General features: G+C 60.9%; 13 protein-coding genes. 3 read left to right on the top strand and 10 right to left on the bottom strand.

The window, feature by feature from the left end:
- Positions 1-3 precede the first annotated feature (3 nt).
- A complete protein-coding gene (locus J7416_RS21935; protein ID WP_084353837.1) occupies positions 4-843 on the top strand; it encodes a hypothetical protein in 840 nt (279 codons plus the stop codon).
- 95 nt (positions 844-938) lie between these two features.
- Here J7416_RS21935 and J7416_RS21930 read toward each other — a convergent pair whose 3' ends face one another.
- Complete coding sequence (locus tag J7416_RS21930; RefSeq protein ID WP_133840908.1) at positions 939-1,535, bottom strand: SMC-Scp complex subunit ScpB; 597 nt, start codon at positions 1,533-1,535, stop codon at positions 939-941.
- A gap of 2 nt (positions 1,536-1,537) precedes the next feature.
- Entirely contained in the window at positions 1,538-2,422 is an 885-nt protein-coding gene (locus J7416_RS21925) for a DUF1403 family protein (protein WP_084353839.1), read from the bottom strand.
- A 113-nt stretch (positions 2,423-2,535) separates the two neighbouring features.
- On the opposite strand from J7416_RS21925, the gene J7416_RS21920 reads away from it, so the two are divergent.
- Positions 2,536-3,645: a tyrosine-type recombinase/integrase gene (locus J7416_RS21920; RefSeq protein ID WP_008335646.1), complete on the top strand. Its 1,110-nt coding sequence runs from the start codon at positions 2,536-2,538 to the stop codon at positions 3,643-3,645.
- A 12-nt stretch (positions 3,646-3,657) separates the two neighbouring features.
- Here J7416_RS21920 and repC read toward each other — a convergent pair whose 3' ends face one another.
- From repC to J7416_RS21895, 5 genes are all read right to left on the bottom strand, one after another.
- Positions 3,658-4,938 carry a plasmid replication protein RepC gene (gene repC, locus J7416_RS21915; protein WP_081940158.1) on the bottom strand — a complete coding sequence of 427 codons (1,281 nt, stop codon included), beginning with the start codon at positions 4,936-4,938 and terminating at the stop codon, positions 3,658-3,660.
- A gap of 226 nt (positions 4,939-5,164) precedes the next feature.
- Positions 5,165-6,187, bottom strand: coding sequence for a ParB N-terminal domain-containing protein (locus J7416_RS21910; protein ID WP_037207731.1), 1,023 nt, complete (start codon positions 6,185-6,187; stop codon positions 5,165-5,167).
- Positions 6,184-7,539, bottom strand: coding sequence for a ParA family protein (locus tag J7416_RS21905; protein ID WP_009804235.1), 1,356 nt, complete (start codon positions 7,537-7,539; stop codon positions 6,184-6,186). The genes J7416_RS21910 and J7416_RS21905 overlap by 4 nt, the downstream gene beginning before the upstream one ends.
- Positions 7,540-7,748: 209 nt before the next feature.
- Positions 7,749-8,087: a DUF736 family protein gene (locus J7416_RS21900; RefSeq protein ID WP_008335659.1), complete on the bottom strand. Its 339-nt coding sequence runs from the start codon at positions 8,085-8,087 to the stop codon at positions 7,749-7,751.
- Between the two features lie 555 nt (positions 8,088-8,642).
- Positions 8,643-9,806 carry an ATP-binding protein gene (locus tag J7416_RS21895; protein ID WP_209227857.1) on the bottom strand — a complete coding sequence of 388 codons (1,164 nt, stop codon included), beginning with the start codon at positions 9,804-9,806 and terminating at the stop codon, positions 8,643-8,645.
- A gap of 129 nt (positions 9,807-9,935) precedes the next feature.
- Here J7416_RS21895 and J7416_RS21890 point away from each other — a divergent pair, with 129 nt between their 5' ends.
- Positions 9,936-10,229: a helix-turn-helix domain-containing protein gene (locus J7416_RS21890; RefSeq protein ID WP_008335665.1), complete on the top strand. Its 294-nt coding sequence runs from the start codon at positions 9,936-9,938 to the stop codon at positions 10,227-10,229.
- Between the two features lie 8 nt (positions 10,230-10,237).
- Here J7416_RS21890 and J7416_RS21885 read toward each other — a convergent pair whose 3' ends face one another.
- From J7416_RS21885 to J7416_RS21875, 3 genes are all read right to left on the bottom strand, one after another.
- Complete coding sequence (locus tag J7416_RS21885) at positions 10,238-11,149, bottom strand: DUF2493 domain-containing protein (protein ID WP_009804234.1); 912 nt, start codon at positions 11,147-11,149, stop codon at positions 10,238-10,240.
- Positions 11,150-11,447: 298 nt separating this feature from the next.
- On the bottom strand, positions 11,448-12,494 hold the full coding sequence (locus tag J7416_RS21880; RefSeq protein ID WP_008335668.1) for a toprim domain-containing protein: 1,047 nt from the start codon (positions 12,492-12,494) through the stop codon (positions 11,448-11,450).
- Positions 12,491-15,664, bottom strand: a 3,174-nt coding sequence (locus J7416_RS21875; RefSeq protein ID WP_209227855.1) for a strawberry notch family protein, incomplete at its 5' end; no start/stop codon positions are given. The genes J7416_RS21875 and J7416_RS21880, both read right to left, overlap by 4 nt.

The raw sequence follows: 15,664 nt of genomic DNA, 5'->3' as shown, positions 1-15,664 counted from the left end.
GAGATGACTGATTTCGAGAACGACCCCGACTACGAAGAATGCCTTGTGACCTTTTTTGATGTCCTCGGTTTCAGGAACCTCCTGCACACGCGAAGCGGTGCAGAGATCAGGCACTTGCTTTCGATGTTTCGCAGGGTGTCCGAAGGGGATGCCACGCCGCCCACCCGCTCCGACGAGATGCGGATGATCAGCGAAGTCCATGCAGAGATCGTGTCTGACGCGATCGTAAGAACCAGAACCATTGAAACTCAGTACCAGGCTGGCCCTTTGGTCTGGGAACTCATCGATCTGCTGCACATCCAGATCGAATGCGTGGCGAACGGCATAATGGTGCGCGGCGCGATGACCATCGGCCCTATGCATCTCGGCATCGACTTCAGTGGTCCGGTGTTTGGGCCTGCCCTCGTTCAGGCTTATTTCATGGAAGAAGGCGAGGTCATCTTCCCGCGCATTGCGATCCATGAAGATGTCATCGAACGCCACCGACAGGACCAAACGCTTTGGCGGGAAGGACATTCCTATGAGGATGAAGAGCGTCACCTGAACAACCTCCTGCGCCAGGACGAGTCAGGCCTCCACTACATCGACTATCTTCGCGCCAGTCTGAGCGAGCTCGACGGCGAATACGCCGGCTGGATCGAGTTTCTGGGTAGGCACAAAACGTTGGTGGAGAGCGGTCTCGCCGACAGTCCCAACGCGACGGTGCGGCGCAAATACAGCTGGCTCAAGAACTACCACAACGCAGTCATCGACGAGAACATAGCAAACCTGGAACCGGGCGCGATGACCGAGGATGGGGACCCTTGGGAAGCTCTGTTCAGAGGGCTCAGGATCGAAGCCTGAGTTCTCTCAACAAGTCACAACTGAGAGCGTCACGAAATGTCCACGACATGCCTCACCGTTTGGCCAATACGGGGATCGCCAGCCCGCAACCATTCCTATGACCCGCCATCCAGACCTGCGTCCTCCAACTGCTCCCGCTCTGGCAGATCCGCGAGAGTCTCCAGATCAAATGCAACAAGGAACTGCTCGGTCGTCACAAATGTGTATGGCGCACCGCGGCGCGGCGATCGTGGCCCGGTCCCGATCAAGTCGCGCGCATGCAGCCGACCGATCAGGTCGCGGCTGATCTCCTTGCCGAAGATGTCCTTGAGCCCGTCGCGCGTGATCGGCTGGTGATAGGCGATGGCGGCCAAGACCGCGACGTCGAATTCACTCAGGTCGAGTAGCTGATCCTCGACATCCGCGGCGACCCGGATCGCGGGAGCGTAGGCCGCCCGCGTCCGAAACATCCAGCCGCCAGAGACCTGGGCGATCTCGAAGGCCCGCCCTTCCAGATCGGCGACGAGATCCTCGACCAACAGATCCACCGAGACCCCCTGCCCCACCACGCGCGCCAGGTCTTCGCGCGGCACCGGCGAGGCCGAGGCAAACAGCACCGCCTCGATCCGGCGCATCCATTCCCGCCAGCGCAGCTCAGGCGGCAGGTCGGCCAACTCACGGTCCAGGTCCGGCTCTGAACGATCCTTCGCCATCGCTACACCCCGTAGAGCCGAAACGTGTCTCGCCCTGTCAGCTCGCGCACCGCGCCGAGATCGACCAGTCGGTCGCAAAGCCGCCGCGCGGCGCGATCCGACAAGGGCAAGGCCAAAGGTGCCACGGCATCGCGGGTGAGGAACATCTCGACAGCGGCATCCGCTCCCTTGGCGCGAAGCTTTGGCGCAACGGCCTTTAGGTGTGCCGCCCGACGCGCGAGGTCGGCGGAGAGACGCACAGCCTCGACCGCCGATAAGATGAGTGCCCGATGACAGACGAGACGCAAATCGTCGCCCTGCTTGCGCAGGTCGGCACGTTTCAGACCCGCGGCCAACAACGGCACGAGATGATCCCAACCGAATGTTTGGGCGAGAGCCGCATCCGCGAGGACCAGCGAAGCTACGTCAGCGCGTGGCGCCTCCGTCAGCACCGCCTCCAGCACCATCGCGGCCCGAGTCACCGGCGCCCCCTTCCCTGCATTGAGCCACATCGCGATCTTGCCCGACTCGAAGGCCGGCAAGGCTCGATCCAGAGCCTTGGTCGACACCGGCCGCTCCACCGCGCGCCGCCAGGCGAGGCAGGTCTCGCCAGCCGGTCCCGGCAGATCGCCAGAACGCAACAAATGCACCGCGTCGCGCAGATCCCCTGCTCTCTCCAGGCGCCCCGAAAACGCGACACAGGCCTCCGCTGCGCGCAGCGCGAGCCGATCCCGCAACAAGGCTTGGGGCACCTCCTCGCGCTCCAGCACAACATGCAGGTGGCTCAGCGCTGCGCCCGACAAAAACGCAACATCTTCAAGGCTTTCAGCCCGCGCTGAGGTGACCCAGGCGGGCATCCGGGGTAATGTGTCGAGGTCGCTGGTGTGATCGAGCCGAGCATATGTCATGCTTGGAGCCTACGTCATCGCGGCGCTTTTCACCAGAAAATAGCGTTAGAACCGCCGCAGCCTGCAAGATCGCGCTATGTCCAATAAGTTTGCATTATCGGACACCAAAGAATATGCTCAGCGACATGTCAGAAAACAACGAGAAATCGATCTCAAAGCCGCCAAATGGGCCTTCGGTCAGCGAGAACAACGAGAGAGATCATCCCAGCAGCGAGGCTTTGAGCCTTCCTTCCTTTGTGGCTGGTTCAGGCACGCTCGATCGGCTGGTGGATACCGCGCGCGACTATGCGCGCGCCGCGGCCTCGGACAATACGCTGAAGGCCTATGCGAAAGACTGGGCGCATTTCGCGCGCTGGTGCCGGATGAAGGGCGCGGAGACTCTGCCCCCGTCGCCCGAAATGATCGGGCTCTACCTTGCGGACCTGGCGTCCGGAGCGGGCCCCTCCCCTGCCCTATCGGTCAGCACCATCGACCGCCGCCTGTCGGGCCTTGCCTGGAACTATGCGCAGCGCGGCTTTGCCCTCGATCGCAAGAACCGCCATATCGCCACCGTGCTGGCCGGGATCAAACGCAAACACGCCCGTCCGCCGGTGCAAAAGGAAGCGATCCTGGCCGATGACATCCTTGCGATGGTGGCCACCCTGCCTTTTGACCTGCGCGGCCTCAGGGATCGCGCGATCCTGCTGCTGGGCTACGCCGGCGGCCTTCGTCGCTCGGAAATCGTCAGCCTCGATGTCCACAAGGACGACACGCCGGACTCGGGCGGCTGGGTTGAAGTGTTCGACAAGGGCACCCTGCTCACCCTCAATGCCAAGACCGGCTGGCGCGAGGTCGAGATCGGCCGCGGCTCCAAGGATCAGACCTGCCCTGTCCATGCGCTCGAACAATGGCTGCACTTCGCCAAGATCGACTTTGGCCCAATCTTTGTCGGCACCTCGCGGGACGGCAAGAAGGCGCTGGAGACACGCCTCAACGACAAACACGTCGCGCGCCTGATCAAGCGCACCGTGCTCGACGCCGGCATCCGGTCGGACCTGCCTGAGAAAGACCGCCTGGCGCTGTTCTCCGGCCATTCGTTGCGCGCCGGTCTCGCCAGCTCCGCCGAAGTCGACGAGCGCTACGTCCAGAAACACCTCGGCCACGCTTCCGCCGAGATGACCCGCCGCTATCAGCGCCGCCGGGACCGGTTCCGGGTGAACCTGACCAAAGCCGCCGGTCTCTGAGCCCCTGCCCTATCACGCCGCCTGCCCACTGAGCCTACCATAGAAGCTGCGCTCGAGATGCAGCTCCCCTGCCCCGGCCTTCTCGACCATGCCCCGCAGATAGCCGCCCGGCGAGGCAACCTCGCCCGCACTGTGCTTCTCGAAGACGAGGGCAAACGCGGCCGTGGCCACCTGGGTGCCCATTCGGTCCTGCGCCACGTTCCAGGCATGCTCAGAGATCCCGATCATCGGCCTGAGTTGACCGGCAACCCGGTGCAGATCGCCCCAATCTTTCAGGAATCCACCCAAATTCCGCGCCCAGGATGCGAATTCCGGACAGGCCTGCATGATTGTCGGCAGATCGAGCGCTGTCCGCTTCTTGCGTACCTCGGCAACCCAGTCTTCCAGCTCCCTATCAACCCGCTCTTCGGGTTGGGCATTAGGCACCACACCCGCCGCTTCCTCTTTTTCAGAGGAATTACTAGTTACAGGATTAAGTTGGTTTGTAATTAGTATATGAGGTTCAGAAATGACCTCCCTGGGGTTCATTTCTTGAGTCTTCTTCGTGACTTGGGCGTGTTTATCATCGGTGTTTTCCACAGGTTTTGTCGCAACAGTCGCCTTAAGATAAGCCGCCTCGACCCGTTCTTGGAGTTCCTTGAACCATGCCAATAGCCGCTCCAACTGCTCTGAAGCTTCATGACGGCGCGGAAGTCGTTCCAGAAGCTCCTCAAAAAGCCCCGTGAATTGCCTCCAGGGCCCACGCAGAGCGCTGCTGAGAGCTGCCTCGATCCGGGCTCGGATCATCCGGCGCGCCACAGTGATCTGGCGCTTCAGGCGTAGGCAGAGCTCGCGTTCAGCCTGCAACTCAGCATGAAGCTCCTCGAACTCCTCGACACGGGCTGAGAGCGGCGACAGATCGAAGCCATAGGCCTCGACGATGCGGCCATCGACGTCTCTGCGGCCCCACCGCTTGCCATTGGGGCTATCCTGGAAGGAGATCACGCCGATCTCAGCAAGGCGCCGCGCGTGGCGCTTGAGGGCAGACAGCGAAAAACCCGTTTGCTCCATCAGATAGGCGTTCGACGCCCAGACGATCGGACGCTGCCCCTCCTCCCAGTCCTGGGCCTGGGTAAAGGCCCCGAGCGTGTCGAGGAGCAACATGTCTCCGGCCTTCAAGCCGATATGTGCCCCCACGCGCTTAAGTGCCACGAATGCCCGTGTTTTGGGTACTGCTACCCGTTCACCGGCTTGGGCAAGTTGCTCAGCAACCCCAAGACCCGGTGTCGGCTTGCGCCAACCTGTATGTTTCATGCCTGTATCTCACCTCCGTTTATGTGGAGGCAAAAGAAAGCCGTTCGCTCAGGAGCGTTCGTCGTTGACAGTGAATCCTGCGAGACTTATCTTGAAGGTGACCAAACCATTAAGATCAGCTCTCAGGCCACACCGCTTGGGGGCTTTTCTTTTGCCTTTATTTCGATTGTCGTTCCTTTTTGCTCCTTGCCTCGTCGTTCTGGAGGATATGTCGCTGACATTGTCGTCAGTCGGTTTCCTTCCCCGAACCTTCGGCGCTCAAGTAGTCGGCGACTAAATCTCCGAGCTTCTCGAGACGCTCTTGGTCTATCGGCACACCTGCAACCTTGATGGATAGGTTTCCATCGACTGAAGTCGCCGAAAGATTTCGGTTGCCCACCTTGCGTTTGACCGTGAGCTTTCTGGGCTTTGCCTTCGGTTTGAGCTTGGGTTTGTTCACCCTCTCCAAGCTCGCTAAGGCTCCCTGCAAATCACGAAAGCTCATGTCGTAGACATTCTTGAACGCGTTCAAGATCTGATCCTGCGCAGCGAAAACAGACCTCGCTCGTGAGACTAGGCTCTCATGCACGCCAATTTTCTTTGCGAAGGCCACAGCTGTCAGCTTGTCTGCCCCAGAAGCCAACGTTTCATACATTTCACCAATCGAAACCAAACGCTCAAATGGGCTAAGATTCTCGCGCTCCTCATTCTCGCGGAACCGCAGAAACAACATCTCAAACTTGCTGTTCTCGGCGTTTCGCGCTTCCGGCGAAGCGAGGATTGCACGAAGAGGTAAACCCAACTCCGACGCGGCCGCCAGTCGGCGGCGTCCTGTAAGCATGACAAATGGAACACCAGTGACGTTCGACGGCTCCAACGGATCCGGCTCCCAATCCGGATCCTCGGGCCACACCAGAATGGGTGTGTCCTGCCCGTTCGAGGCAATGCTGTTTACCAGAGACCTGAATGCTTCCTGGGACATCCAGTCTTGACGGCGGTCTGTCCCCATCGGATCTGATATCTGGTCTGGCGACAGGCTTATTTCGTGGCGGCCGTTTAAGATATCCGAACAAAGCTCAGCTCTGCTTCGCTCCACAGCGGCTTGCGATTGCGCAAGCGCCCCTGATTTCCAAGCACTGCCGGCCCCCTTGAAAGGAGTAGAAACAGCGTCGCCCGTTTCTGCCCGGCCTTCGGGACCGGGCGTGCGCTCCTTGGATGTGTCGGGACTAGTAGCCTTGCTGACCAGCGACCTTGGAATACTGCGTTTCATGCTTCACCCTCGCCGTCATCTTCATAGAACTCGTCCATCCATGTATTGGCATAACCGCGTTCGAAGCCCGGCCAGAGTCGCGATACTATGGCGTCGTTAACCGCATCGGCATTCGTGATGAACCGGTTGATCCCCTTGCGTTTTCCCGGCGTGTCCGGCTCATATTCGTATACGGATTGATAGACGTCCGACGCATTCGAGATTGCGTCGGAACGCAGATAAAACACCGGCAGAATTTCCGTGGGGCAGTGTTCCAGCAGGTTTCCGATGTGGTTTAGATCCTGCGCATTGGATCGTTGGACGATCGTCGGCAACAGCATGTTGGCACCAGTTCCTATTTCGATCCGTTCATGGGCCAGAATATGCTGAAGCATCCCCAGCAGGCCGGTCACAAAGGTCGACAGCGTTGCGATGTCAAACCCCTTCATGGTTTGCGGGATGACCAGCGAAGTCGACGCAATCACGTTATTCAGCTGGAAAAGTGTCAACGCAGGCTGATAGTCGATGATGATGACATCGAGGGTCTCGGTCAGCGCAGCGTTCAGTCGCTGCTGATCGACCTTGCCCTCGACTACCAATTCGTTGGGCAGCGTTTTTGGCGGGTGGCCCGCTTTCCAGCGATCAAGGGCATCGCGCAGGTAGCGATAGAAGCTCTTTCCGGCGGGGGCCTCTCGCACAAGGCGCGCAATCTGGATCTCTCCCTCAGACGTTTCGCCATGTGCCGGCAGCAGACGCAGCCCCGGCCAGGAGGTCTTTAGAAAGAAGCTGTCGAGCGTCTGCGCATCGTGATCAGTGTATGGCGCATCTTCCGACTGGAAGAGGCCGGCAAAGTCCACCATGGAGGCGGTGTTTTCGTCGGGCATCTGGGGAAGACCTTCACCCCCGACAAAGTAGAGCGTTATCGTGCTTTGCGGGTCTGCATCCATGACACCAACGCGCATGCCGTAATGCAAGCTGAGATACTGCGCAAAATGCGCGGCGCTCAGGCTCTTAGCCGTGCCCCCTTTCTGGCTGGCAAACGAGATGACGGGTAAGGGGGCGTCGGGTTTGCGCCAGGCTAGGTAGTCGTAGGGCCGCTTTGCCGAGGCCGCCAGAAGGGCCCGCATGTGCATCAATTCGGAAAGCGTGAAAACACGCTCTCTTCCAACATATTCGCCCGCGGGAAAGTCGTCGCTCGAATTGGCGAACTTGGTTAGATACTGAATACTGACGTTCATAAACCTTGCGCACTGGCGCATTGACCACGTGCGCTTGATGCGCTGACGCAAGGTGAGTTCCTTGTTCACTGCCACCATCGTGCGCTCAAGCCCACGTGACAGGTCCGTCAAAAACTGTTCTAGACTACCGCTCATTCCTAAGCCCTGACTTCGGTTGGGTCCGAGTTCGACTCGATTCTGCTTCTATGGTAGCACGGTTTTGGAGGAAAAATAAAGATACCACGCGCCTATGAGTTTCAGGCGCTTATTTAGAAGCTCCACCACCCCTAAAACTCCAATCTTGAACGCGTTCAAGATTGGAGTCTTGATGGGCCGGTCGGTGGAGAACCGACCGGCCTTAGCCGTCACGCGGCGTCTTTGGGACCCCAGGGGATGACGGCCTGCAGGGACAGATCGTCCTGGTTCGCGGCCTTGCCGAGGTTGGCGTTGAAGCCGTGGTCGCGGATGGTCAGCGTGTAGTAGTCAGCGCCGGTCTCCTTGTTCTGCTTCTTCCAGATGCCGCCGCACTCGACCAACTTGCCGCGCGGGGAGCGGCCGAGGACGCGGTGCGTGGGGGCCATCGGGTTCGAGCTCGCGACGGGTTCGACCGTGATGTCGAGGTCGAAGGTCAGGGTCGAGATGGAGCCGACGCCCTTGGCGGTTTCGATGTCGGCGCTGGTGAATTTGATGCAGTTCGTGGTCATTGCTCTTCTCCTTGTTTGCGTTGCAATGATGGTCACCTTGCAGCTGGCCAAGGCCCGGCCACACCGAAGGCGGAGCGCAGCGGAGAGGGGCAGGCGCCGGTCTTTTTGGTCCGCGCGGAATGACCCGCAGGGTCAGGGGAAAAAGATCGGCGACAACCTTTGTGGACGGGACGACAGCTGCGACCAGCATGTCATGCAACTCAGACAAAGGGAGAAGTGCGGTGGCCATGAAGGAAAGTAGGGGAACAGACGAGAGAGATGCCGCAAGGAGTAGGGATTGTCTTCTCGTCCATCCAAACTTCAAGACTCTTCGAAGACCAAAGCCGTCAGATCACAAATCGATGGCAACGGCAGAGCATTCGCCCATCCTTCCGTGGCATCACAGGGGCGTTTGCGTTCGCATTCGGAGATGCAGGCGTCCAGATACCATCGAGTTGCCAGACACTCATCCGCTCTGGTGCCCGACTAATGGCCAGACCTGGCTCTGAGATTCTTCGCGTGTCGCTGTTATCCTCAGACCAATGGAAGTGTCCTGAGCCAGAGATAAAAACGAGGTCATAGCGCGCTCAACAACTCGATTGCATGTGCCAGTGGTAACGCTCGAATGTCCTTCGCGACGGGGACCTCATGCTCACCGGCATAGACCAGGAGCTTTCGGTTGGCTCCAATGTCCTCGGCCCCTGTGTGAAATCCTCTCGAAACCTTTGGTGCAGTCGTCCGTTTGATCTCAACAGCCCAGATGTCGCCGCTTGGCAAACGCAAAACCAAGTCGAGTTCAGCACCGGCCGAAGTGCGATAGAAGAAAGGTTCGGTGCCTAAAGGGACGGCAGCAAGAAGCGCCTCGATACAGAACCCCTCCCAACTGCCACCGACGACCGGGTGCCCGAGCAAGCCTTCTGTCGTGCCGATGCCCAACAGCGCATGCACGATGCCGCTGTCTCTCACATAGACCTTTGGCGATTTCACCAGACGCTTGCCGACATTCTCGTGCCAGGGCTGCAGGCGTCTCACCAGCATGAGATCGACGAGCAGATCGAGGTAGCGCCCAACGGTCTGGCCGGACACGCCCAATCCCTCGGCAAGGGCCGCGGCGTTCAGAAGGCCGCCCTGGACATGCGCAAGCATCGTCCAGAACCGCCGCAAGGTCGCTGCCGGAATCCGAGGTCCGAGGGCAGGGATGTCTCGCTCCAGATAGGTGCGCAGGAAATCCAGACGCCAGTCCATACTTGCCCGATCGCTCGCGGCCTGAAAGCTGTCGGGAAAGCCGCCGCGCAGCCAGAGCAAGTTCAACTGATCGGCCCCCACCTCGTCAGGCTGCAAGGGGGGCATTTCAACATATCGAACACGACCGGCGAGGGATTCCGCCGTTTGGTGCAAGAGGATATTGGAAGCCGATCCCAATAGCAGGAACTGTCCCGTCCGAAACCCGGCCCGCCGACGCTGATCGATCTGGCCGCGCAAGGTTCTGAAGAGGTCAGGCATCTGCTGCACCTCGTCGAGGATGACGAGTTTGCCCGCCTGTTCGTCCAGATAGAGATCTGGTTCAGTCAGGATTTGCCTGTCCGCCTCACGCTCAAGGTCGAGATAGACAGATGGGCGCTCTGATGCGATGTCGAGTGCAAGTGTTGTCTTTCCGACCTGTCGGGGGCCGAGAAGGACCACAGCCGCTTGGCTCTCCAAGGAAGACTGAACGAATTGTTGGGTCTTGCGTTTGTACATACCTTGCAATTACTCCACGATACGGAAGATTTGCAAGGTTAATCTTACCTACGGCCATAGCTAGTTGCTCAAGCCGAAGTATCTTACTGCCCCAGCAAAACAGCCGTGGCCAAGGAGCATCGACGCAAAATGAGTGCATTCAAATCTGTATCCAAGGGCCTCGAAGAGGCTCTGGCCTTCGCGAATGGCGATTTGGCCGACGCCAAAGTGCATGAAGTGTCCGTGGCGGAGGTCGATGTCGCCGAAGTCCGGCAACGGACGGGCCTGTCCCAGGCCGAGTTCGCCAAGAGCATTGGCGTCGCGAAAGGTACGCTCCTGAACTGGGAACACGGGCGCCGGCACCCGACAGGCCCAGCACAGGTTCTGCTGGCATTGATCGCCAAGAAGCCTTCCGTCGTACAGGACCTCTTGCGCGGGGCGTGAACCGGGGCCTAAGCCCCGATCCTCTTGATGCGGATTCCGAGCTTGCGGGCCTTGTCGACGATGTTCTCGGTGATGCCCGAACCGGGCGTGGCAATCAGACCCTGTGGCATGGTTTCGAGCATCTTGTCGTTGCGCTTGAAGGGGGCAGCCTTGCCATGGCTCTTCCAGTCGGGTTTGAACGCCACCTGCGTGACACCACGGGTATCTGCCCAGCGGGCAGCGATCATCTCGGCACCTTTTGGTGTGCCGCCGTGTAAAAGAATCATGTCTGGGTATTTCGCATGGGTGGCATCGAGGACGGACCAGATCAGGTCGTAGGCGTGATAGTCCCCGCCCGAGAAGGCGATCCGCGTGCCTTCGGGGCAGTGAACCTCGGTCTCCTTGCGCCGCTTGGCCGAGAGATAGGCCCGGCTGTCCACCACGGCGGAGGTGAGACCGCGATGCGAGACCTTGGATCCGGTGCGGGGCAGCCAGGGTGAACCGGTGGCGGCCGAGAAGTGGTCCACGGCCAGATCGCGCATCTGCTCGAAAGCGTCGCGATGGTCCCAGAGCTTAAGCCCGATCAACTGGAGGCGTTCCAGTTCAACCGAAGCGACCTCGGAACCGTCCTGGATGGCCAAACTTTCCCGGACCTCGAATTCGTTATCGTCGAGAAGCTTCTGGATATGGGCAAGCCGGCGATGGAAGATCGAGGTGAGGGACCAGAGCATCTCTTCGAGATTGTCTTCCAACTGGCTGCCGGTGAGGAGGCCGATAGTGGTGTCGAAAAGTGTCGCCATGGCGAGCTCGACCTCGTCAGGCTGGGGCAGGGGGCGATGATCGGTCTCGCCGGGTCCTGGTGTTGCGCCATGAAGTGCGAGGTGGTCGAGGATGGCGGAGGTTACGCCGGTTTCCTCGGGGATGTCTGTCTGATGGGGCATTGTCTGGTTCCTCTGATTGATCTGACCCGATTTGGATGGGGCGATAACAGGACCGGCGGCGACCGGGCCGCATCCGTCAGGATCGGAGCGCAGCGGAGAATGCGCCCAGGGCCGGAAAATTGCTCCCGCGAGGAATGAGCCGAAGGCTCAGGGGAATTTTCTGGTGCGGGGCGCATTGCTGTCCGGGCGAGGAGCACTCTGCTCCGACCCGCCGGTCCATCGCTCCTCTTTTCCAAACGGGTTCAGATCGAACCCGCGGAACCTTTGCCCTGTCGGACGTCACTTATGGGGCTGGCGCTCACCCGTCCTCGATCTCCAGACCTTGTACTTTCATGGCCTCAAGCAACGACCGGCGCAGCGCATCTTTGCCAAATGCCCGCAGATCGTCGTTGAAATCGCCCATGTTTGGCACGAGACCACCACAGGCAATACCAAGCGATTCCAGTTGGTTACGCAGTCTCAGTGATGCGGTTCGTCCCGCTTCGTCATTGTCCCGCGCGATCCAGATACGCTTGATCCCCGGCGGCGGGATGAAGAGGCCGAGATGGGTGGCAGTGAGACAGGAGGCGAGGTCAAACTCGGAGAGAGCCGTGCCGACCGAGAGGGTGTTCTCGAGACCTTCACCGACGATGAGATCGCTGCGCGCCTTGCCGGACCAGAAGCGGATGGCATGGCCGTGCAGCTGTCCGAGGATCCGCTTCGGGCTCTCGATCTCGGCCAAACCGCCGGTGGACGGGTCGAGATAGAAGCGTGCGCAGCCGGTGATCTGGCCCCGATTGTCGGTGATCTTCGCGAGCAGGGCAGGGGCCCTTTGCGGCGGATCGGCGTCGTCCTCGCCCTGCCGCAGGAAAACCCGCGGGTGATAACGCAGCGCCGGACCCAGCCGTGTGATCCCGCGCCCCTGCAGATAGGTGGCAGCCAAGGTGCCGAGAACCGGCTTGCCAGCGGCAAAGAGCTTCCGCGCCCGCGCAATGCGTTTGCTAGAGGCAGCATCGGGGCACTCAGCCCTTTGGGTGTCACAAGGTAAGGAAGGGCAGGGGGCCTCGCCGAGAAAGGACCGGGCCTCCCTCAGCGTTTCCTTGAGCGTGACCGAACCAAGCCGTTCATGCATCAGGTCAATCAGATCGCCATACTCACCGGTCGCGAAATCGGTCCAAGATCCGGCTTTGCGCCCACCCTGAGCTTGCAGCCGGATGGCGAGGCTCTGACCCTTTGCGCCCGAAGTGTCGCCAACCTGCCAATAGTTGCCCTGCTTGGACCCCTCGGGGAAATACTGGCGGCAGAAACTCTCGGCGCGGTCTGCAAGATCAGCCGAGAGGTCTGCGATGCTGCGCCGCGCGCTCATGCGGCTGCATCCGCTGCGCTTGCGCCAACCGGATGCGCGGCAAGGACCCGCGCCAGCACCTCGGTGCAATCCACCGGGATGAACACCCGCGTCTTCCACTGGATCACCTCGGTGAAACAGCCCAAGGCCTTCAATGCGGGCAGTGCCGCGCCCGACGCTCCGATCAGCTCGAGCCTCGGCTGTCCCATGACCAGAGAGCGACGCAACTGGTAGCCCCCAAGCAGGCTGAGGGTCGTCTTCGCGTCCATGACCGCGCCGAACACCTCCTGCGGCGTCATCTCAATCTGGCAGTCGAGACCAAGGCGCGCATAGACATTGAGAAGCTGTTCCTGGCTGACCAAGCGGCCGATGGCGCGCTCCCCGTCCTCGGTCTGCAGACGATAGATCCGCATGTTGTCGGCGGGCAGCCGGTCCCAGATCGGCAGGAGGAGGCCGCAGATCAGCGTGATCTTCGATGTAGTGAACTCCGGCACCGCGTCGACCTCGGCCTGCCAGAGCTGCTCGAACATCGCATCATCGATCTCTTCCCAGTGCGACTTCGAGAACTCGGTCAGCGCGAGGATTTCGGTCGCCATGGGCCGCAGGAGCTTCACCCGCAAGATCGGCACGCCATCCTCGTCCATGAAGGCCGGCGCTTTCACCATCAGGGCCGCGCGTTTGGAGGTCTTGTTCCAGCACAGCGTCGCGCCTCTTGTGTCGGCGCAGATGGCTTTGACGCGGGGCAGAGTGAGCGGATCGTTGCGATCGATACGCTCCACGGTCAGCGCAGTTGCCGTCGCGCCCGTCGCCTCATGCTCGAAGATGACCTTGCGATCAACGATCTCAAACTTCTCGGCGCGCAGGGTCTCTAGCCCGACATCGAGGGTGCCTGCCTGACGCGCGTCCTCAATTATCGCCGAAAGAAACCCGCCGAAGGCCTCGAAGATCGCGTCCTGCATGTCGATGCGGAGCGCGAGGCAGCGGTTCAGGAACTGCTGGATCGGCGGCAGGGTTTCCTTCATCGTGCCATCCGCCTCATCGAGCGTCAGCCCGGTCATCTCCTGGAACCTGGAGTAGGAGCAGGCGTCGATCTTGCCCGCGCGCAGCTTGTAGAAGAACTGCCGCAACGCCGCTCGTGCATAAGGGCTCTCGAGGTTGTCCTCGGCGCGGAACATGTTCTGCCCACCCGTCTCGCGTTGCCCCTTGGTGATGGCCCCGAGCGTATCGAGGCGGCGGGCGATGGTGGAGAGGAACCGCTTCTCACCCTTCACGTCTGTGGCAACGGGGCGAAAGAGCGGCGGCTGCGCTTGGTTCGTGCGGTTGGTACGCCCCAGCCCCTGGATCGCATTGTCGGCTTTCCAGCCAGGCTCAAGCAAGTAATGCACCCGGAGGCGCTGGTTCTTTGCACCAAGATCGGCGTGGTAGCTGCGCCCCGTGCCACCGGCGTCAGAAAAGATCAGGATGCGCTTGGCGTCATCCATGAAGGCCTGGGTTTCGCCGAGGTTGGAGGAGGCGGCTCGGTTCTCGACCTTGAGCCGCCCTTCACGCGTCCTCGCGATGCGCCGCTTGCGCCCCGTGACCTCGGCCACCGCATCGCCCCCGAAATGCCACAGGATCTGATCGAGCGCGCCCTGCACCGGGGCAAGGGCACCGAGATGCTCGACAAGCTCATCCCGCCGCCGCTCCGCCTCACGGCAGATAATCGGATTGCCATCACCATCGAGGGCGGGACGCGAGCGTAGGTCGCCGTTCTCGTCGGAGTAGGGCTCGAAGAGCTGCGTCGGGAAGCTGTGCATGAGGTAGTCCATGATGTTCTCGCGCGGCGTAAAATCGACCTGCAGGTCGTCCCACTCCGAGGGCGGGATCTCTTCGAGGCGCCGTTCCATCACCGCCTCGCTGGTCGAGACCACCTGAATCACGGCCGAATGCCCCGCGGCCAGGTCCGCTTCGATCGCATGGATGAGCGAAGGGCATTTCATGGCGGTGATGAGATGATTGAAGAAACGCTGCTTGTTGCTCTCGAAGGCCGAGCGCGCAGCGGATTTCGCCTGGGGGTTCAGCGTACCGGTCTCGGAGGAAATACCCGAGGCCTGAAGGGCGGCCTCCAAGTTGGTGTGGATGATCTGGTAGGCATCGGCATAGCTGTCATAGATCGCGATCTGTGCGGGCGTCAGCTCATGCACCAGCATTTCGTATTCGACCCCGGCATAGGAGAGGGACCGCGCAAGATAGAGCCCGAGCGCCTTCAGATCGCGCGAGATCATCTCCATGGCAGCAATGCCCCCGGCCTCCATCGCGGCAACGAACTCGGCCCGCGTCACGAAAGGGAAATCACCCGTGCCCCAGAGCCCGAGACGGGAGGCATAGGCGAGATTGCCGACCACCGTCGCGCCGGTCGCTGAGACGTAGAGCACCCGGGCATCGGGAACGGCATTTTGCAGCGCGAGGCCAGCAAGGCCTTGTTGGGATGCCTTCTTGTCGCCGCGGTCGGACTTTTCGCCGGCGGCATTCGCCATGGCGTGGCTTTCGTCGAAAGCGATGACCCCGTTGAACCCCTCGCCAAGCCAGGACGTCACCTGATCGAGGCGGGAGGCTTTCCCGTCGCGTTCAGCAGAACGCAGGGTGGCATAGGTGACGAAGAGGATGCCCTCTGGGAGACGGATATCGCTCCCCTGGCGGAATTTCGAGAGCGGCACGATATCGCTTTCACGCCCCCCAAGCGCCATCCAGTCGCGGCGCGCATCCTCGATGAGCTTGTCGCTCTTCGAGACCCAGACCGCGCGGCGTCGTCCTTGCAGCCAATTGTCGAGGATGATGCCCGCGACCTGCCGGCCCTTGCCGCAGCCCGTGCCATCGCCGAGGAACCAGCCCTTGCGCAGGCGAAAGGCGCCTTCGTCCTCCTCCGCCGCTGCCATGAGCTGGCCTTCGATCTCGCCGCGCTTGAACCAGCCCTTGAGATGCGTCTGATGCGCATTGCCCGCGTAGATCACGCTTTCGAGCTGCGGCGCAGAGAGGAGACCGTCTCGAACGAGGGTCTTCGGCAGAACGGGGCGGTAGCTCGGCACGGGCGGCGGCACCGAGGCCATGGCGGCGGATTGCACAAGTGCTGTCGGATGCTCCGCCGCGCCGTCGATCCGGATCGCCTGCAGGTCATAGACCTCGTAGACCGTGTCCTGCAACGTGCCATAGGG

The sequence above is a fragment of the Ruegeria sp. R14_0 genome, assembly GCF_017743975.1.
In the GTDB taxonomy this organism is placed as follows: Bacteria; Pseudomonadota; Alphaproteobacteria; order Rhodobacterales; family Rhodobacteraceae; genus Ruegeria.
Note: the sequence above shows the minus strand (reverse complement) of the source record. Positions and strands in the feature narration are given on the sequence as shown.